The organism is Shinella lacus (genome assembly GCF_010994755.1).
In the GTDB taxonomy this organism is placed as follows: domain Bacteria; phylum Pseudomonadota; class Alphaproteobacteria; order Rhizobiales; family Rhizobiaceae; genus Shinella; species Shinella lacus.
This window is the reverse complement of record NZ_WHSB02000002.1, coordinates 276832-294221: the sequence shown is the minus strand read 5'-3', so window position 1 is coordinate 294221 and position 17390 is coordinate 276832. Positions and strand designations below refer to the sequence as shown.

Here is a 17390-nt window from a genome sequence, read left to right as displayed (position 1 = left end):
GCACGCTCTGGCTGTTTAGTTCAAGCAGGCGCCGCGTTTCATGGCCAAACCTTTCGGTTCGACCTCCATTGCCGTGCGAGAAGCGGAGCCCGAGCCGTTTTATCGCCAGCTTTTTGCGCGCTCCGGCTTCGGTTTTGCGGCGCTTGATGCGGAAGGCCGCATCATCGATGCGAATGCCAGCCTGCTGCGCGCATTCGGCGTCGCATCCTTCGCGGATCTCCCGCCTTTCACGGATTGCGTCTCGTCCAAGGATCGCCCGGCCATCGCCTTCGCCATGCGCCCGCACCTCGCCGAACAGGCGCCTTGGGAAGTGCGCCTGCTGCGGGCGGACGGCAGCGAATTCTGGGTACTCGCCTCCTTCATCGAGCCGCCCGCCCTTCCCGGCGAGGCGCTAAGCCCGGCCATGATCGTCCAGACGATCGATGTTGACGAACGCAAGCGCAACGCCCTCGAACTGGCGGAGCGGGAAAGCCGCTGGAACCATGCGCTGGAATCCGCCGGCCAGGGCGTCTGGGACCATGATTTCGCACGCGGCGACCTCTTCTATTCCCGCCAATGGCGCACCATCCGCGGCCTGCGGCCGGACGATCCGATCGACACCTCGCTCGACACCTGGATCCAGACCGTGCATCCGGACGACCGGGCGCATGTGCTGGCCGAAATCGCCAAGCAGGAAAGCGGCGAAGCATCCTTCAACGTCTTCAGCTACCGCGAACGGCACAAGGACGGACACTGGATCTGGATCGAGAGCCGTGGTGCGGTCGTCGAATACGGCCCGGACGGCAAGCCGAGCCGCATCGCCGGCACGGACACGGACATCACGGAGCACAAGGAAGCGGAAGAACGGCTCGCGCAGATGTCCCGCCGCCTGGAACTTGCGCTCGACATATCGCGCATCGGTGTCTTCGAGATCAATCTCAAGACGTCCGACGTGCGCTGGGACGACCGCATGATCGGGATTTACGGCCTTGACGGAGACCCGGATTCCGAGACCTGGGAGCGCGCGCTTCATCCTGAGGATCGCCTCAAGGCCACGATGACCGTCGCCGACGGCATCTTCCGCGGCCAGGACTTCGTCAACGAGTTCCGTATCATCCGCGGCGATGGCGAGATCCGTCACGTGCGGGGACGCGCCGCACCCTATGTCGACCTCACCGGCGTACCCCGCCTCATCGGCGCGAACTGGGACGTCACCGGCGACGTGCGCCTGCAGGAAGAGCTGAAGCGCGCCAAGGATCTTGCCGAAGCCCGCAACGACGAATTGGAAGCGGCAAGGGCGCGCATCGAATATACCGCGCTGCACGACCACCTGACCGGCCTGCCGAACCGCCGCTATCTCGACGCGACCATCCAGGCGGCCGCGAAGGCGGCGCAGGAGACCGGTAGCCGGCTCGCAGTGCTGCATATCGACCTCGACCGCTTCAAGGAGATCAACGATACGCTCGGCCACCTCGCCGGCGACCAGATGCTGGTGCATGCCGCGGGCCTGCTGAACGCATTGAAGGGGCCGGACGATTTTGTCGCACGCATCGGCGGCGACGAGTTCGTCTTCCTCTCCACCGGCTCGGGCGGGCGCAACCTTGCGACGCTTGCCGAAGCGATCGTCGATGCCATGCGCAAGCCCGTCACCTTCAACGGCCATATCTGCCGCTTCGGCGCCAGCGTCGGCATTGCCAGCCTTTCGGGCGCGGCGATCGATGCCAAGCAGCTGCTCGTCAATGCCGACCTCGCGCTTTACCGCGCCAAGAACCGCGGCCGCAGCCGGCATGAATTCTTCACCAGCGATTTCCAGGCGCAGATCATCGTCAACAAGCAGACGGCCGACGAGATCCTCTCCGGCATCGAGCAGCGGCGCTTCCTGCCCTATTACCAGCCGCAGTTCTGCGCCCGCACGCTCGATATCGTCGGCGTCGAGACGCTCGCACGCTGGGATCACCCGACGCGCGGCATTCTCGCACCTGATGCCTTCCTGAAGATCGCGGAAGACCTCGACTGCGTGGCGACGATCGACCGCATCGTGCTGGAACAGTCGCTTGCCGATTTTGCGCGATGGGAGGCGCAGGGGCTGGGCATCGCCAAGATTTCGGCCAACGTCTCGTCGAAACGCCTGCACGACCCGGAGCTTGCCCATTCGCTGCGCACGCTCGACATCCGCCCGAAATCGCTCTCCTTCGAACTGCTGGAATCGATCTTCCTCGACGATTGCGACCGCACGGTGCTGGAGAACCTCGCCGAGATGCGCAGGCTCGGCATCGATATCGAGATCGACGATTTCGGCACCGGCCATGCCTCCATCGTCAGCCTGATGAAGCTGAGCCCCCGGCGCCTCAAGATCGATCGCCAGCTCGTCAAGCCGGTCAGCCGCTCGCCGGGCCAGCGCAAGCTCGTCGCCACCATCGTGGAGATCGGCCGCTCGCTGAACATCGAGGTGGTGGCCGAGGGCGTCGAGACACCGGCGCATGTCGCCATCATGCGCGATCTCGGCTGCGATATCCTGCAGGGCTACGCGCTCGCCCGCCCCATGCCGGCCGACGCCATACCGGATTTCGTGCAGCGGCAGGAATGGCGCAGCCAGGCCGGCACCGTGCGCGACCTGCAGAACGAAGTCCGCCGCGCCATCATCCGCTAGAAACGAAAAAGCCGCCCGGCATCACCAGGCGGCTTTCCTATGCGTGATTGCATCCGCTGATTAGGCTTCGACCTGCGCGATCGCGACGGCGAGAAGCTCCAGCATCTGGACGCGGATTTCGTCTTCGCTGCGGGCAACACCGGCAGCGTCGAAATCGGCCTTGATCTTGCGCACGACATCCTCATGGCCGACTTCCTCGAAATCAGCGGCGACGACGTCCCTCGCATAGCTGTCCGCGTCAGCGTCCGTCTTGCCGAGCAGGCCGGCAGCCCAGAGGCCGACCAGCTTGTTGCGGCGTGCCTCAGCCCTGAAGCGCAGCTCCTCGTCCAGCGCGAACTTGGCCTCGAAGGCCTTTTCCCGATCCTGCATGTTGGTCATCCATGACTCCCGTAGATTCTTTTGCCCGTTGGGTTCCCCGCCCATAAATCAAAACGACGGCAAAAGTGCAACGCGAACTTTCGTGACTTCGGAAGTTCCGGGAAGGCCGGAAAACGGGGGATCGGGCGAGACGCCGATTGTTAAAGTGCAGCATTTCGTTTATGGGAGCGCAAACGAACGACACCTGCGCGGCCCCCAAGCGCGCCAACAACAGAGAAAAATCCATGAACCGTCGCCGCCGTATCTACGAGGGCAAGGGCAAGATTCTTTATGAAGGCCCTGAGCCAGGCACGCTGATCCAGTTCTTCAAGGACGATGCGACCGCCTTCAACAAGAAGAAACACGATGTCATCGACGGAAAGGGCGTGCTGAACAACCGCATCTCCGAGTTCCTCTTCACGCAGCTCAACAAGATGGGTATTCCGACCCATTTCATCCGCCGCCTCAACATGCGCGAGCAGCTGATCAAGGAAGTCGAGATCATCCCGCTCGAAGTGGTCGTGCGCAACGTTGCCGCAGGCTCGCTCTCCAAGCGCCTCGGCATCGAGGAAGGCACCGTCCTTCCGCGCTCCATCATCGAATTCTATTTCAAGGCCGATGCGCTCGAAGACCCGATGGTCTCCGAAGAGCACATCACCGCCTTCGGCTGGGCGAGCCCGCAGGAACTCGACGACATCATGGCGCTCGCCATCCGCGTCAACGACTTCCTCTCCGGCCTCTTCCTCGGCGTCGGCATCCAGCTCGTCGATTTCAAGATCGAGTGCGGCCGCCTCTATGAAGGCGACATGATGCGCATCATCATCGCCGACGAGATTTCGCCGGACAGCTGCCGCCTGTGGGACATCGCGACCCAGGAGAAGATGGACAAGGACCGCTTCCGCCGCGATCTCGGCGGGCTGCTGGAAGCCTATCAGGAAGTCGCTCGGCGCCTGGGCATCATCAACGAGAACGAGCCCGTGCGCGGCACCGGTCCGGTCCTGGTGAAGTAACCCTTCACCGGCCAGCCGAACATATTTGGTTTGAAGAGGAAGACATGATCAAGGCACGCGTAACGGTGACGCTCAAGAACGGTGTTTTGGACCCGCAGGGCAAGGCGATCGAAGGCGCGCTCGGCAGCCTCGGCTTCGAGGGCGTCGGCGCTATCCGCCAGGGCAAGGTTTTCGACCTGGAACTCGCCACCGCCGACCGCGCCAAGGCCGAAGCCGACCTCAAGGCAATGTGCGACAAGCTGCTGGCCAACACGGTAATCGAGAATTATACTATCGCCCTCGCCTGACGGTTGAAGGACATAGGCAATGGCAGAGGTCACGAACGAACTGCTCTACGAGGTGCTGAAAAGCATCCATGCCCGAATGGACAAATTGGACACGGGCCTTTCCGACCTTCGTAGCGAGATGATCACGATGCGCGGAGCAATCGTGACCGTGCAGCAGGACGTTCATCACATCTATTCGCGGCTGGAGCGCGTCGACCAACGCCTCGACCGTATCGAAAACCGCCTCGAACTGCGTGAACTCGCCGAGGCCCAGGCAAGGTTTGAACCACACCCATGAAGTCCGCCGTCGTCCAACTTCCCGGCCTCAACCGTGACCGCGACATGATCGCGGCGCTGACCAAGATTTCCGGCGTAGCACCGGTCACCGTCTGGCAGACGGAAACAGACCTGCCGGATGTCGACCTGATCGTCATTCCGGGTGGCTTCTCCTATGGCGATTACCTGCGCTGCGGCGCGATTGCCGCGCGCATGCCCGTCATGCAGGCGATCAAGGCGAAGGCGGAAGCCGGCGTGAAGGTTCTGGGCGTGTGCAACGGCTTCCAGATCCTGCTCGAAGCGGGCCTGCTGCCCGGCGCGCTGATGCGCAATTCCTCGCTGAAATTCGTCTGCCGCGAAGTGAAGCTGGAAGTGGCCAATGCCGAGACCGACTTCACCCGCGCTTACGACAAGGGCCAGATCATCCGCTGCCCGGTCGCCCACCACGACGGCAACTTCTTTGCCGATGCCGAGACGCTCGCCGCGATCGAAGGCGATGGCCAGGTCGTGTTCCGCTATGCCGAAGGCACCAACCCGAACGGCTCGCTGAACGACATTGCCGGCGTCATCAACGCGAAGGGCAACGTGCTCGGCCTGATGCCGCATCCGGAAAACCTCATCGAAGCCGCGCATGGCGGTTCGGATGGCCGCGGCCTCTTCGCATCGGTGCTCGACGTAATCGCTGCTTAACGCACGCTTGTTATCAAGGGCGCATATCCATTCCCGAAAGGCTTTTCATGCGCCCTCTTCTCCCAGCCAAGCTTCTCCTGCCGCTCGCCGCCGTCGCGGCTCTGGCCGCTTGCCAGACGAAGACCCCGGCGCCGAAGGTCAATGGCGGCGCGCTGCCGACCATGGAGCGGGTGGCGCTTGCCGCAAACAGCTGCTGGTTCAAATCGGGCGACCCGGCCTTCAAGGCCTATCGCCTCGCGCCGGAGCTGAACTCCTTCTCCGGCCGCCCGCGCATTCTTGTCGTGCACCGCAACTCGCCGGAATCCCGCCCGCTGCTCGTCGTGCAGGCGGAAGGCAACCCGGCAAAGCTCGATGCCTTCGGCCCGATGATGGGCGAAGCCGTCGGCGCGCGCATCGCGAGCGACGTCCAGCGCTGGGCCGGCGGCGGCAAGGGCTGCTGAGCGTTAAAACTCAATCCCAGTAGAACGATTTCCGGACCTCGCGGTGCGCCTCGGTGCGGGTGATGCCGATGTCGCGCAGCTCGTCGTCGGTGAGCTCCAGCAGGGCATGGCGCGTGCGCCGCTTCAGGCAATAGGCCCGCAAGGCGAGCCAGCCGCGGTAGGCAATTGCCCGCAGCGATCTCCGGGGCCGAATGCCGGATTCGGCGAAGATTGTATCAATTGTCATTGTCAATTCTCGTGAAAAGCCACTGAAATAGTAGCAATCGATACATTAAAGAGATAATTGACTCTGTCAGCGGTGCAATATAAGAATTGGCACCATGACAAATTGGCTTCCCGATCTCCAGGCCTCCGACGGGCCGCTTTATGTCCGCATCGCCGACCAGATCGAGCAGGCGATCAATGCCGGCGCGCTCGCCTCTGGCAGCAAGCTGCCGCCGCAGCGCAACCTCGCCTATGATATCGGCGTCACCATCGGCACCGTCAGCCGCGCCTACAGCATGGTGCGCGAACGCGGCCTCGTCAGCGGTGAAGTGGGGCGCGGCACCTATGTGCTGGGCACGTCGGAGCACAATCCCTCCCCTGCCGTCGATCCGGTCAGCGCAAGGCTCGCCGGCACGCGCGCCGCCAATGCACCGCCCGGAAAACTGCGCTTCGACACGACCGCGGCGACCGATATCGGGCAATCCGCAGCCGTGACCGATATTCTCGCGGCAATCTGCCGGGAGCAGCCGAACGAGATTGCGAGCTACACCCGCAACTTCCCCCGCCACTGGCTGGAAGCCGGCCAGCGCTGGCTGGGCAGCGGCAACTGGCAGCCCGGCATCGACAGCATCGTGCCGACGCTTGGCGCGCATGCTGGCATCATCGCGGCCGTCTCCGTCATCACCGCGCCCGGAGACCGCATCGTCTTCGAGCACCTCACCTATTCGCAGGTCAGCCGCGGCACCGCCCTGCTCGGCCGCCAGACAGCGCTCGTCGAATCGGATGCCTATGGCGTGATCCCGGACGATTTCGAGCGCGTTTGCGTACAGCAGCACCCGAAACTCGCCTTTCTGATGAGCGCCGCGCAGAACCCGACGCTCGCCACCATGCCGGAGGACCGCCGCCGCGCCATCGCGGCCATCGCCAAGCGGCACAATGTCTGGCTGATCGAGGACAATCTCTACGGCGCCACCGTCGACAACGGCATTCCTCTGCTTGCCGAGATTGCGCCGGATCGGACCTTCCTTGTCGGCGGCCTGTCGAAAAGCGTGGCTGCCGGTGTGCGCGGCGGCTGGATCGCCTGCCCGCCGCATCTGGCGCAGCGCGTGCGCATCGCGCACAAGATGGTGAGCGGCGGCCTGCCCTTCCTGCTCGCCGAAGTCGCCGCCCGCCTCGTGCTTTCAGGCACGGCCGATGCCATCCGCAGCGCCGTCGCAGACGAGGTGCAGGCGCGCGAGGCCATTGCGCGCGAGATTTTCGCCGGGCTGGATTTCGCGTCGCATCCGCGTGTGCCGTTCCTCTGGCTGAAGCTGCCCGATCCCTGGCTGTCCGGCACGTTCCGCCAGGCCGCTTTCGCCGAGGATATCCTCATCGACGACGAGGACGAGTTCAAGGCTGGCCGCTCGGAGAAGACGTTCCACCGCGTCCGCATCGGCTTCTCGCCGCCGGAAAACCGCGAGGATGTCGTGTCCGGCCTGACGCGGCTACGCCGCCTGCTCGTCCATGGCCCGACCGGTTACGACAGCCTCGCCTGACGGCCTCGTTCGCCTGTGATTGCAGGTCATTTTCCTGTCGCACTGCAAAGCAGCATGAGGTAAAGAGACCGCAAAGCTGCCCTCCACCGACAAGACGAGCGACGATGACCATTTCGAACACCCGCCCGATCACCCCGGAGCTGATTGCCGCCCACGGGCTGAAGCCGGATGAATATGACCGCATCCTCTCGCTGATCGGCCGCGAACCGACCTTCACCGAACTCGGCATCTTCTCGGCCATGTGGAACGAGCACTGCTCATACAAATCCTCCAAGCGCTGGCTGCGCACGCTGCCGACCAAGGGTCCGCGCGTCATCCAGGGTCCGGGCGAAAATGCCGGCGTGGTCGATATCGACGATGGCGACTGCGTCGTCTTCAAGATGGAGAGCCACAACCACCCCTCCTATATCGAGCCCTACCAGGGGGCTGCGACCGGCGTCGGCGGCATCCTGCGCGACGTCTTCACCATGGGCGCACGCCCTGTCGCGGCGATGAACGCCCTGCGCTTCGGCGCGCCGGACCATCCGAAGACCCGCCACCTCGTCTCCGGCGTCGTCGCCGGTGTGGGCGGCTACGGCAATTCCTTCGGCGTGCCGACGGTCGGCGGCGAAGTCGAGTTCGACGAGCGCTACAACGGCAATATCCTGGTCAATGCCTTTGCGGCAGGCCTTGCCAAGTCCAACGCGATCTTCCTGTCGGAAGCCAAGGGCGTCGGCCTGCCGGTCGTCTATCTCGGCGCCAAGACCGGCCGTGATGGCGTCGGCGGCGCGACCATGGCCTCGGCCGAATTCGACGAGTCGATCGAGGAGAAGCGCCCGACCGTTCAAGTCGGCGACCCCTTTACCGAAAAGTGCCTGCTCGAAGCCTGCCTCGAACTGATGCAGACCGGCGCCGTCATCGCTATCCAGGACATGGGTGCCGCCGGCCTCACCTGCTCCGCCGTCGAAATGGGCGCCAAGGGCGACCTCGGCATCGAGCTGAACCTCGATCTCGTGCCGGTGCGCGAAGAGCAGATGACCGCCTACGAGATGATGCTGTCGGAAAGCCAGGAGCGCATGCTCATGGTTCTGGAGCCCGCCAAGGAAGAGGTCGCCAAGGCGATCTTCGTCAAGTGGGGCCTCGACTTCGCTATCGTCGGCTACACGACGGACGACCTGCGCTTTCGCATCCTGCACCAGGGCGAGGAAGTCGCGAACCTGCCGATCAAGGACCTCGGCGACCAGGCCCCGGAATATGACCGCCCATGGCGCGAGCCCGGCAAGCCCTCGCCGCTGCCGGCCAACCTGGTGGCCGAGCCCGCCGACTACAATGAGGCCGTGCTGAAGCTCGTCGGTTCGCCGAACCAGTCGAGCCGCCGCTGGGTCTACGAGCAGTATGACACGCTGATCCAGGGCAACTCGCTGCAGATCCCCGGCGGCGACGCCGGCGTGGTGCGCGTCGAAGGCCATGCCACCAAGGCGCTTGCCTTCTCCTCCGACGTGACGCCGCGTTACGTCGAGGCCGATCCGTTCGAGGGCGGCAAGCAGGCCGTCGCCGAATGCTGGCGCAACATCACGGCAACCGGCGCAGAACCGCTCGCCTCGACCGACAACCTGAACTTCGGCAACCCCGAAAAGCCGGAAATCATGGGCCAGTTCGTCAAGGCCATCCAGGGCATCGGCGAAGCCTGCCGCGCGCTCGATTTCCCGATCGTCTCCGGCAATGTCTCGCTCTACAACGAGACGAACGGCATCGCGATCCTGCCGACCCCCACCATTGCCGGCGTCGGCCTGCTGCCGGATTGGTCCGTCATGGCCAAGATCGGTGGCGCGAAGGACGGCGACCAGCTCATCCTCATCGGCGTCGACGGCAGCCATCTCGGCCAGTCCGTCTACCTGCGCGACGTGCTCGGCATCGTCGACGGCCCGGCGCCGGAAGTCGACCTGCATGCGGAACGCCGCAACGGCGATTTCGTGCGCTCGGCCATCCGCAACGGCCAGGTCACCGCCTGCCACGACATTTCTTCGGGCGGCCTCGTGGTCGCACTTGCCGAAATGGCGATGTCGTCCGGCAAGGGCGCCACGGTCGATCTCTCGGGTTCCAACGGCCCGGCGCATGCCCTGCTCTTCGGCGAAGACCAGGCGCGTTACGTGATCGCCGTCCCGGCCGATCTCGCCAACTTCCTCAGCGCCAATGCCGAGGGTGCGGGCGTGCCGTTCCGCCGTCTCGGCACGGTGGGCGGCGATGCGCTCGTCGTGGAGGGCCGCCTGTCGCTCGCCATTGAGCAATTGCGCAACACCCATGAATCGTGGTTCCCTGACTTCATGGATGGCAACGGCAACGCCGCTGCCGCCGCGGAATAATTATAAGGGAGCAGTCCACATGCCTATGTCACCCGGCGATATCGAAGACATGATCAAGTCCGGCATTCCCGGCGCGAAGGTTGTCATCCGCGATCTTGCCGGCGACGGCGATCACTATGCAGCCGAGGTCGTCGCGGAAGCGTTTCGCGGCAAGACCCGCGTGCAGCAGCACCAGATGGTCTATGACGCCCTAAAGGGCAATATGGGCGGGGTGCTGCATGCGCTCGCCCTCCAGACCTCCATTCCGGAGTAATCCGCCATGGCCGGTCTCCTCGATGAACTCGTCTCCGGCGTGGTCGATGCGGCCCTCAAGGAAGTGCTGAAGAAGACCGGCGTGCGCAAGACAACGGCCAAGCGCACGCGCCGCAGGACGACGACGCGCAAGAAGGCGTCCGGCGGCCTCCTCGGCGACATCCTCGAAGCGGCGCTGAAGCCGGCGGCGAATAAGCCGGCCCGGCGCCCGCGCAAGCAGGTGAGCCGCCGCCGCACGGCTGCCAGCCGCTCGCGCCAGCGCAGCCGGTAGGGCGCGACCATCGCGCAACAGCCCCGGAAATCGTAAGGGAGCCCCTTGCGTTTTTTCTGAGGGCCTTCTGGCAATTGTCATCCGAGATTGTTATCTAGGGCGGACGGTTCATCGCATCGGCCCTTGAAGCCGATTTGCCAAGGAATACTGCAATGAGCATCCACGATTTCATCGCAAACGAAGTAAAGAACAACGACGTCGTCGTCTTCATGAAGGGCACGCCGGAATTCCCGCAGTGTGGGTTCTCCGGTCAGGTCGTGCAGATCCTCGACTATGTGGGTGTGGACTACAAGGGCATCAACGTGCTCGCCGACGCCGACATCCGCCAGGGCATCAAGGACTATTCCAACTGGCCGACCATCCCCCAGCTTTATGTGAAGGGTGAGTTCGTCGGCGGTTGCGACATCGTGCGCGAGATGTTCCAGTCGGGCGAATTGCAGTCCCATCTTCAGGAACAGGGTATTTCGATCAAGGGCGCTGCCTGACGCTTCACGGTCCTTCCGGCCGGCCAAGCTTTTAAAGGCGCCGCATTCCCAGCGGCGCCTTCTCTCTTTTATGGAATAAATTCTTATGTCCGGACTATCCCCCGAATCGGCCCAGCGCCTCAAAGGCATGGGCAAGATAGAATTCATTGCGCTCATGGCGCTGCTGATGGCGCTCAATGCTCTCGCCATCGACATCATGCTGCCCGGCCTGCAGGAGATCGGCGCCAGCCTTGGCGTCGAGAACGAGAACCACCGGCAATATGTCATTTCCGCCTACCTGATCGGCTTCGCCTTCGCGCAGTTGCTCTATGGCCCGATATCGGACCGGTTCGGCCGCCGCGCGCCGATGTTCTTCGGCCTCGGCGTCTATGTCGTGTCGTCGCTGGCGGCGATCTTCGTGCCGAGCTTCGCGGCGCTGCTCGCGCTGCGCTTCATCCAGGGCATCGGCTCGGCCGCCATGCGCGTCATCACCATCTCCATCGTGCGCGACATTTTCGGCGGCCGCGCGATGGCGGAGGTCATGTCGCTCATCATGATGGTCTTCATGGTCGTGCCGGTGCTGGCGCCGGGCACGGGCCAGGTCGTCATGCTGTTCGGAGATTGGCACCTGATCTTCGTCTTCATGGCCGTCATGGCCTCTGTCGTCTGGGCCTGGATGTATTTTCGCCTGCCGGAAACGCTGCATGCCGATGACGTGCGCCCCTTCACGGTGCGTTCGGTGCTGCAAGGCTTCCGCATCGTTCTGACCAACCGCGTGGCGCTCTGCTACACGCTGGCGAGCACCTTCATCTTCGGCGCACTGTTCGGCTTCATCAACTCGGCGCAGCAGATCTATGTCGGCATCTACGGGCTTGGCGTCTGGTTCCCGGTCGCCTTTGCCGGCGTCGCGGCCTTCATGGCGCTGTCGTCCTTCGTCAATGCGCGGCTCGTCGGCCAGTTCGGCATGCGTCGGCTGTCGCATGGCGCATTGCTTGGCTTCCTCGCCGTCAACACGCTGTGGCTGCTTCTGACGCTCGTCTGGGCGCCGCATGTGCCGTTCGCCATCTTCATCGTGCTCTTCGCGCTGTCGATGTTCCAGTTCGGCTGGATCGGCTCGAACTTCAACTCGCTCGCCATGGAGCCGCTCGGCCACGTCGCCGGCACCGCCTCCTCCGTGCTCGGCTTCATGGGCACGGCCGGCGGCACGATCCTCGGCGCGATCATCGGCCAGGCCTTCAACGGCACCGCGCTGCCCCTCGTCATGGGCTTCTTCTCGCTGTCGATCATCGGCCTGATCTTCGTGCTGATCGCCGAACACGGGAAGCTGTTCCAGCCGCATAACCAGCCGGTCTGACGAGCTCCATACCTCTCCGCCGTCATGGTCGGGCTAGACCCGACCATCCACGCCGCGGGTGCGGATGGATCCTCGGGTCGAGCCCGAGGATGACGGGAGGAGAAGTTGCAGGCAAAGAAAAAGCCCGGTTGCGGATGCAGCCGGGCTTTTCTTGTTGGAAAACCGCCTCAGTCGACAAAGACCTCGCGGCGCAGCATCTCCCAGCTGTCCTTGTCCGGCGCAACGAGCAGGCCGCCCTCGACATGGTGCGGCTGGTAGGGCGAGCCGTCGAAGCGGGCGGCGTAGGCACCGGCTTCCTGGGCGATCAGCGTGCCGGCCAGGTGGTCCCAGGGCATCAGCTTGTTGTACATCAGGTAATGCAGGTGGCCGCCGGCGAAGGTGCGGTATTCGTGCGCCGCGCAGCGATAGTTCGAAACGAAGGCCACCTTGGCGAGGTTCGACAGGATGCGCGCGCGACGCTCGCGATCGAGAAAGCTGGTGGAGGCCATGCCGGTCATGGCGTCGAGCGGGGCCGCACCGCGCGTCTTCAGCTTGACGGCCGGGCGGTGGTCGCCTGTCTGCCAGGCGCCGCCGCCCTTTTCCGCCATCACGAAATCATCGCCCATCGGGTCATAGATGATGCCGCCGACAGTCTCGCCACCGGAGACGATCGCCGCCATGACGCCGAAGAGCGGCACGCCCGAGGCGAAGTTGAAGGTGCCGTCGATCGGGTCGACGACGATGGCAAGCTCGGCATCGGCGAGTTTCGGCAGCAGCGCCGGATCGGCCGCGACTGATTCCTCGCCGACGAAGAGCACGCCCGGGAACTGTGCCGCGACCTCTTTCTTGATGAAGCGTTCGGCCGCTTCGTCGGCCTCCGTCACCAGGTCGTTGGCATCCGCCTTGGTGCGGATGTCGCTCTTGGCGAGTGCGCGAAAGCGCGGGCGGATTTCGGCCCCTGCCGCCTGTGCAAGCACCAGCGCCAGGGCATTGATGTCAATCGTCGTCATTCGTGTCTTACCGTTTCGAGGGAGGAGAAATCGAAAAGTTTCGGGTCGAGAAGATGGGACGGGTTGGTGTGGCCAAGCGCCCGCAGCATGGCGTCCTTGCGGCCCGGCATGCGCGTCTCGATATCGGCCAGCATCGCCTTCATCGCATTGCGCTGGAGGCCGTCCTGCGAACCGCAGAGGTCGCAGGGGATGATCGGGAACTGCATGGCGGCCGCGAATTTCGCGAGATCCTCCTCCGCCGCATAGGCGAGCGGGCGCAGCACCATCAGGTCGCCTTCGTCGTTCAGGAGTTTCGGCGGCATGGCGGCGAGCCGGCCGCCGTGGAAGAAGTTCATGAAGAAGGTTTCGAGAATGTCTTCCCGGTGATGGCCGAGCACCAGCGCGTCACAGCCCTCTTCGCGCGCGATGCGATAGAGATTGCCGCGCCGCAGACGCGAGCACAGCGAACAATAGGTCGCCCCCGCCGGCACCTTCTCCTTCACGATGGAATAGGTGTCGCGGTATTCGATGCGGTGTTTGATGCCGATCGAGGACAGGTATTCCGGCAGGATGTGTTTTGGAAAATTCGGCTGGCCCTGGTCGAGATTGCAGGCGATAAGCTCTACCGGCAGCAGGCCGCGCCATTGCAGGTCCATCAGCAGCGCCAGCAGGCCATAACTGTCCTTGCCGCCGGAGACGCCGACGAGCCAGCGCTTCTGGCCCTTCAGCATGGAAAAGTCGTCCATCGCCTGGCGCACCTGGCGAAGCAGGCGCTTGCGCAGCTTGTTGAAGGAGACGCTTCTGGGCGCGTCCGCAAAGAGCGGATGACGGCCGTCGTCCGGTGCGTCGTCGTCGGTATCTGCAAATGCGAGGGTCATGGGTTTGCAATGCCCCGAACGCGGCTCACAATCAAGCCCCGAAGACCGACCAGCCGGTGCGCGCCGCCAGCATTTCCAGCGCCAGCGAGCCGAGCAGCGAGTTACCGTTGTCGTTCAGCCCCGGCGACCAGACGGCAACGGAAGCCTTGCCCGGCGCCACGGCCAGGATGCCGCCACCCACGCCGCTTTTGCCCGGCAGGCCGACGCGATAGGCGAAATCGCCCGAACCGTCATAGTGGCCGCAGGTCAGCATCAGCGCGTTGATACGCCGCGCCCGCATATGCGAGACGACGCGGTGGCCGGTCAGCGGGTTGGTGCCGCTGTTGGCCAGGAACAGCCCCGTCTTGGCGAGCTGCCGGCAGCTCATCGCCAGCGCGCATTGGTGGAAATAGACGCCAAGCACCAGTTCGGCCGCGTGGTCGAGCTTGCCGAAGGAGCGCATGAAATTGGCGAGCGCGAAATTGCGGAAACCCGTCGCCTGCTCGGAGCGCGCCACGGCTTGGTCGATGATGATGTCGTCCTCATCGGCCAGGTAGCGCAGGAAGCGCACGATCTCGCCGATCGCCTCCTTCGGCGTATGGCCGGCCAGAATGAGGTCCGTGATGGCGATGGCGCCGGCATTGATGAAGGGATTGCGCGGAATGCCGCCTTCGTGCTCCAATTGGACGATGGAGTTGAAGGCGGACCCGGAGGGTTCCCGGCCCACCCGCTTCCAGATCGCTTCGCCATGTTTGCCGAGCGCCAGCGTCAGCGTGAAAACCTTGGAGATGCTCTGGATCGAGAAGGCCTCTTCCGCGTCGCCCGCGAGATACGTCGTGCCATCGACGCTGACGACGGCCATGCCGAACTTCTGCGGGTCCACATGCGCAAGCTGCGGAATATAATTCGCCACCCTGCCCTCGCCGCGCCGTGGCGACAGCGTCGCATGGATTTCATCCACGATAGCCTGCAAATCCGTCATGCCATTCCCCCAAAAGAAAAAGCCGCCAATCTCTTGGCGGCTTTTCCAGATTTCGCAAGGTGTCGACCGCGATTAACGCGAGTAGAATTCGACGACCAGATGCGGTTCCATGACGACGGCGTAGGGCACGTCGGAGAGAACCGGGATGCGGACGAAGGTGGCGACCATCTTGTTGTGATCGACTTCGATATAGTCCGGAACGTCGCGTTCAGCGAGGCCAACGGATTCCAGAACCGTGACGAGCTGCTTGGACTTGTCCTTGACTTCGATGACGTCGCCCGGCTTGCAACGGTAGGAACCGATGTTGACGCGAACGCCGTTGACCTTGACGTGGCCGTGGTTGACGAACTGACGGGCAGCGAAGACCGTCGGAACGAACTTGGCGCGGTACACGATCGCGTCGAGGCGCGATTCGAGCAGGCCGATCAGGTTTTCCGGGGTGTCGCCCTTGCGGCGCTCGGCTTCAGCGAAGATCGCGCGGAACTGCTTCTCGCGGATGTCGCCATAGTAGCCCTTCAGCTTCTGCTTGGCGCGGAGCTGAACACCGAAGTCCGAAAGCTTGGACTTGCGGCGCTGGCCGTGCTGGCCCGGGCCGTATTCGCGGCGGTTGACCGGGGACTTCGGACGACCCCAGATGTTTTCGCCCATACGGCGGTCGATTTTGTACTTGGATGCAGCGCGCTTGCTCATCGCATTTCCTCTAGTCTTGTTATTGCCTGCCCGTTGCCGGACCGGCTGAAGGAAACACGCCCTCCTCTGAACCTTTTCGAGGCTCCGACAGGTTTCTCACGATCGCGACCGGAGAATCCACGGGACATGTCAAATGAAACACCGGACATTGCTGCCCGGCGTTGGCGGGTCATTAGGCGGGTTTCACAAATTTGTCAACGCGCGGCGCCCGGAAAATCCGACTATTCCGCCGCATCCTGCCGGGAATCGGTCAGGTCCGGCCCGTTGGCGTCGCCGGGCTTCGTCTCGCAACCGAGATCCGGGAAGGCGACGATGCGATGGCCGGCGAGATCGCTGTGCACCACGACAAGCCCCTGCTCCTCGAAATAACCGAGCAAACGCCGCGCACGGCGGGCGGAATGGGTGCCGTAGGCGCGCGCGATCATCGCATCCGACGGGCAGGCAAGGCCACGCACGGCGCTTTGCGCGACGAGCAGGAAGACGCCCTGCAGGTCCTCGGTGACGCTGCGGGACAGATCGAGCGCCCTCGCCCAGATTTCCGTTCCCGCCGTCTCTGCATCGACGCCCGAGCGCGCGACCGCCATCTTGCGGCGGAAGGCCGGCAGCGACAGCGGCGCGCCGGGTACGCGGCGGATGCGGCAGCGCACGAGGAAATCCTGGAACAGCTCGGCATCGGCCCTAAAGGCCGCATCGGGATGGCCGAGGATTTCGGCCAGCGTGCGGTCGAGCAGGTCTTCGCGTTCCTCGGCGGTGATTTCGGGCGCCGCCGCTTTCGCGGGTTCCGCCACCGGCTCCGGCCGGGCGCGGGACAGTTCGGCGAGGATATCCGTCGTCGGCCGCGGCGCGGGCGGTGCGCGGCGAACGAGCGGACGGGAAAACTCTTCCGGGTCGGGCGTGAAGATCAGGTCTTCGACGTCCTGCGGCGCATCCGGCAGCGGCATCAGCTTGGGGCTGGTCGAACGCGCGGAGGTCTCGACGGCGCCGATTTCCACCGGTAGCGGGCGGCGCGACAGCGCCGGCCCGAGCGCCACGAAGGAGCCGCGCGGCAGATCGCGGAACATTTCCGCCTGCCGGCGGTCGAGGCCGAGCAGGTCGGCGGCGCGCGCCATGTCGATATCGAGGAAGGTGCGGCCCATCAGGAAGTTGGAGGCCTCCGCCGCGACGTTCTTGGCGAGCTTGGCGAGGCGCTGCGTGGCGATGACGCCGGCAAGGCCGCGCTTGCGGCCGCGGCACATCAGGTTGGTCATCGCGCCGAGCGAGAGTTTTCGCGCTTCTTCGGAGACTTCGCCGCCGGAGGCCGGCGCAAAAAGCTGCGCCTCGTCCACAACGACGAGCACCGGATACCAGAAATCCCGGTCCGCATCGAACAACGCATTGAGGAAGATGCCGGCGGCGCGCATCTGCTCATCGGCTTCAAGCCCTTCGAGCGAGAGTACGCAGGAAACGCGGTGCTGGCGGATGCGGTTGGCGATGCCGACGAGTTCGGCTTCCGTGCGCTCGCCGTCCACGACGACATGGCCGAATCGGTCCGACAGCGTGACGAAGTCGCCTTCCGGGTCGATGATGACCTGCTGCACCCATTGCGCGGACTGTTCGAGCAGGCGGCGCAGCAGATGCGACTTGCCCGAGCCCGAGTTGCCCTGCACCAGCAGGCGGGTCGCCAGCAGTTCCTCGATATCGAGCCTGGCCGGTGCACCGCCCTGCACCGTTCCCATGTCGATGCCGACCTTCATGCCATTCCTCGTTTCCGTCCGAAAGACAGCCGCGGTTCTATTGGACCGCGCGCATGGCGGGAGGTCTATC

At 64.2% G+C, this 17390-nt stretch carries 19 protein-coding genes; 12 read left to right on the top strand and 7 right to left on the bottom strand.

All coding sequences use genetic code 11. The features are described from left to right. Window positions 1-40: 40 nt before the first annotated feature. A complete protein-coding gene (locus GB927_RS05920; RefSeq protein WP_256115731.1) occupies window positions 41-2629 on the top strand; it encodes a sensor domain-containing protein in 2589 nt (862 codons plus the stop codon). 60 nt (window positions 2630-2689) lie between these two features. Here the strand turns inward: GB927_RS05920 and GB927_RS05915 are convergent, their stop codons facing one another. Further along, window positions 2690-3007, bottom strand: coding sequence for a DUF1476 domain-containing protein (locus GB927_RS05915; RefSeq protein WP_256115729.1), 318 nt, complete (start codon window positions 3005-3007; stop codon window positions 2690-2692). Window positions 3008-3231: 224 nt separating this feature from the next. Between GB927_RS05915 and purC the strand changes: the two genes are divergently transcribed. Genes purC through GB927_RS05890 form a run of 5 tightly spaced genes read left to right on the top strand, consistent with a single transcriptional unit; the run spans window position 3232 to window position 5668 of the window. Continuing rightward, window positions 3232-3996, top strand: coding sequence for a phosphoribosylaminoimidazolesuccinocarboxamide synthase (purC, locus tag GB927_RS05910; RefSeq protein WP_256115728.1), 765 nt, complete (start codon window positions 3232-3234; stop codon window positions 3994-3996). A 44-nt stretch (window positions 3997-4040) separates the two neighbouring features. Next, window positions 4041-4283 (top strand): phosphoribosylformylglycinamidine synthase subunit PurS, encoded by a 243-nt coding sequence (purS, locus tag GB927_RS05905; protein WP_256115726.1) that lies wholly within the window; start codon window positions 4041-4043, stop codon window positions 4281-4283. Window positions 4284-4302: 19 nt separating this feature from the next. After that, window positions 4303-4560: a hypothetical protein gene (locus GB927_RS05900; protein WP_256115725.1), complete on the top strand. Its 258-nt coding sequence runs from the start codon at window positions 4303-4305 to the stop codon at window positions 4558-4560. After that, on the top strand, window positions 4557-5228 hold the full coding sequence (gene purQ, locus GB927_RS05895) for a phosphoribosylformylglycinamidine synthase subunit PurQ (protein ID WP_256115724.1): 672 nt from the start codon (window positions 4557-4559) through the stop codon (window positions 5226-5228). The genes GB927_RS05900 and purQ overlap by 4 nt, the downstream gene beginning before the upstream one ends. A gap of 47 nt (window positions 5229-5275) precedes the next feature. Next, window positions 5276-5668 carry a hypothetical protein gene (locus GB927_RS05890; RefSeq protein ID WP_256115723.1) on the top strand — a complete coding sequence of 131 codons (393 nt, stop codon included), beginning with the start codon at window positions 5276-5278 and terminating at the stop codon, window positions 5666-5668. A gap of 10 nt (window positions 5669-5678) precedes the next feature. On the opposite strand, the gene GB927_RS05885 is transcribed toward GB927_RS05890, so the two are convergent. Then, window positions 5679-5894, bottom strand: coding sequence for a DUF1127 domain-containing protein (locus GB927_RS05885; RefSeq protein WP_256115722.1), 216 nt, complete (start codon window positions 5892-5894; stop codon window positions 5679-5681). Window positions 5895-5988: 94 nt separating this feature from the next. On the opposite strand from GB927_RS05885, the gene GB927_RS05880 reads away from it, so the two are divergent. The 6 genes from GB927_RS05880 (at window position 5989) to GB927_RS05855 (ending at window position 12090) form a co-directional block, all read left to right on the top strand. After that, window positions 5989-7407 carry an aminotransferase-like domain-containing protein gene (locus GB927_RS05880; RefSeq protein WP_256115721.1) on the top strand — a complete coding sequence of 473 codons (1419 nt, stop codon included), beginning with the start codon at window positions 5989-5991 and terminating at the stop codon, window positions 7405-7407. A gap of 104 nt (window positions 7408-7511) precedes the next feature. Further along, complete coding sequence (purL, locus tag GB927_RS05875; RefSeq protein WP_256115720.1) at window positions 7512-9749, top strand: phosphoribosylformylglycinamidine synthase subunit PurL; 2238 nt, start codon at window positions 7512-7514, stop codon at window positions 9747-9749. Window positions 9750-9768: 19 nt separating this feature from the next. Continuing rightward, a complete protein-coding gene (locus tag GB927_RS05870) occupies window positions 9769-10002 on the top strand; it encodes a BolA/IbaG family iron-sulfur metabolism protein (RefSeq protein WP_256115719.1) in 234 nt (77 codons plus the stop codon). Window positions 10003-10008: 6 nt separating this feature from the next. Beyond that, complete coding sequence (locus GB927_RS05865; RefSeq protein WP_256115718.1) at window positions 10009-10272, top strand: hypothetical protein; 264 nt, start codon at window positions 10009-10011, stop codon at window positions 10270-10272. Between the two features lie 152 nt (window positions 10273-10424). Beyond that, window positions 10425-10757 (top strand): Grx4 family monothiol glutaredoxin, encoded by a 333-nt coding sequence (grxD, locus tag GB927_RS05860; protein WP_256115717.1) that lies wholly within the window; start codon window positions 10425-10427, stop codon window positions 10755-10757. A gap of 127 nt (window positions 10758-10884) precedes the next feature. Beyond that, a complete protein-coding gene (locus GB927_RS05855) occupies window positions 10885-12090 on the top strand; it encodes a multidrug effflux MFS transporter (RefSeq protein ID WP_256116176.1) in 1206 nt (401 codons plus the stop codon). A gap of 167 nt (window positions 12091-12257) precedes the next feature. On the opposite strand, the gene GB927_RS05850 is transcribed toward GB927_RS05855, so the two are convergent. The 5 genes from GB927_RS05850 to GB927_RS05830 form a co-directional block, all read right to left on the bottom strand. Further along, complete coding sequence (locus GB927_RS05850) at window positions 12258-13079, bottom strand: inositol monophosphatase family protein (RefSeq protein ID WP_256115716.1); 822 nt, start codon at window positions 13077-13079, stop codon at window positions 12258-12260. Next, on the bottom strand, window positions 13076-13936 hold the full coding sequence (gene ttcA / locus GB927_RS05845; protein ID WP_256115715.1) for a tRNA 2-thiocytidine(32) synthetase TtcA: 861 nt from the start codon (window positions 13934-13936) through the stop codon (window positions 13076-13078). The genes GB927_RS05850 and ttcA overlap by 4 nt, the downstream gene beginning before the upstream one ends. Window positions 13937-13967: 31 nt before the next feature. Next, a complete protein-coding gene (locus GB927_RS05840) occupies window positions 13968-14897 on the bottom strand; it encodes a glutaminase (protein WP_256115714.1) in 930 nt (309 codons plus the stop codon). A gap of 72 nt (window positions 14898-14969) precedes the next feature. Beyond that, complete coding sequence (rpsD, locus tag GB927_RS05835; RefSeq protein WP_256115713.1) at window positions 14970-15587, bottom strand: 30S ribosomal protein S4; 618 nt, start codon at window positions 15585-15587, stop codon at window positions 14970-14972. Window positions 15588-15808: 221 nt separating this feature from the next. Continuing rightward, window positions 15809-17320, bottom strand: a complete 1512-nt coding sequence (locus tag GB927_RS05830) for an ATP-binding protein (RefSeq protein WP_256115712.1) — start codon at window positions 17318-17320, stop codon at window positions 15809-15811. Window positions 17321-17390 lie beyond the last annotated feature (70 nt).

What these genes read in the sequence shown, in the direction of transcription:
- GB927_RS05920 (WP_256115731.1), top strand. Translation starts at nt 41, where the DNA reads ATGGCCAAACCTTTCGGTTCGACCTCCATTGCCGTGCGAGAAGCGGAG.
- GB927_RS05915 (WP_256115729.1), bottom strand. Translation starts at nt 3,007, where the DNA reads ATGACCAACATGCAGGATCGGGAAAAGGCCTTCGAGGCCAAGTTCGCG.
- purC (WP_256115728.1), top strand. Translation starts at nt 3,232, where the DNA reads ATGAACCGTCGCCGCCGTATCTACGAGGGCAAGGGCAAGATTCTTTAT.
- purS (WP_256115726.1), top strand. Translation starts at nt 4,041, where the DNA reads ATGATCAAGGCACGCGTAACGGTGACGCTCAAGAACGGTGTTTTGGAC.
- GB927_RS05900 (WP_256115725.1), top strand. Translation starts at nt 4,303, where the DNA reads ATGGCAGAGGTCACGAACGAACTGCTCTACGAGGTGCTGAAAAGCATC.
- purQ (WP_256115724.1), top strand. Translation starts at nt 4,557, where the DNA reads ATGAAGTCCGCCGTCGTCCAACTTCCCGGCCTCAACCGTGACCGCGAC.
- GB927_RS05890 (WP_256115723.1), top strand. Translation starts at nt 5,276, where the DNA reads ATGCGCCCTCTTCTCCCAGCCAAGCTTCTCCTGCCGCTCGCCGCCGTC.
- GB927_RS05885 (WP_256115722.1), bottom strand. Translation starts at nt 5,894, where the DNA reads ATGACAATTGATACAATCTTCGCCGAATCCGGCATTCGGCCCCGGAGA.
- GB927_RS05880 (WP_256115721.1), top strand. Translation starts at nt 5,989, where the DNA reads ATGACAAATTGGCTTCCCGATCTCCAGGCCTCCGACGGGCCGCTTTAT.
- purL (WP_256115720.1), top strand. Translation starts at nt 7,512, where the DNA reads ATGACCATTTCGAACACCCGCCCGATCACCCCGGAGCTGATTGCCGCC.
- GB927_RS05870 (WP_256115719.1), top strand. Translation starts at nt 9,769, where the DNA reads ATGCCTATGTCACCCGGCGATATCGAAGACATGATCAAGTCCGGCATT.
- GB927_RS05865 (WP_256115718.1), top strand. Translation starts at nt 10,009, where the DNA reads ATGGCCGGTCTCCTCGATGAACTCGTCTCCGGCGTGGTCGATGCGGCC.
- grxD (WP_256115717.1), top strand. Translation starts at nt 10,425, where the DNA reads ATGAGCATCCACGATTTCATCGCAAACGAAGTAAAGAACAACGACGTC.
- GB927_RS05855 (WP_256116176.1), top strand. Translation starts at nt 10,885, where the DNA reads ATGGGCAAGATAGAATTCATTGCGCTCATGGCGCTGCTGATGGCGCTC.
- GB927_RS05850 (WP_256115716.1), bottom strand. Translation starts at nt 13,079, where the DNA reads ATGACGACGATTGACATCAATGCCCTGGCGCTGGTGCTTGCACAGGCG.
- ttcA (WP_256115715.1), bottom strand. Translation starts at nt 13,936, where the DNA reads ATGACCCTCGCATTTGCAGATACCGACGACGACGCACCGGACGACGGC.
- GB927_RS05840 (WP_256115714.1), bottom strand. Translation starts at nt 14,897, where the DNA reads ATGACGGATTTGCAGGCTATCGTGGATGAAATCCATGCGACGCTGTCG.
- rpsD (WP_256115713.1), bottom strand. Translation starts at nt 15,587, where the DNA reads ATGAGCAAGCGCGCTGCATCCAAGTACAAAATCGACCGCCGTATGGGC.
- GB927_RS05830 (WP_256115712.1), bottom strand. Translation starts at nt 17,320, where the DNA reads ATGAAGGTCGGCATCGACATGGGAACGGTGCAGGGCGGTGCACCGGCC.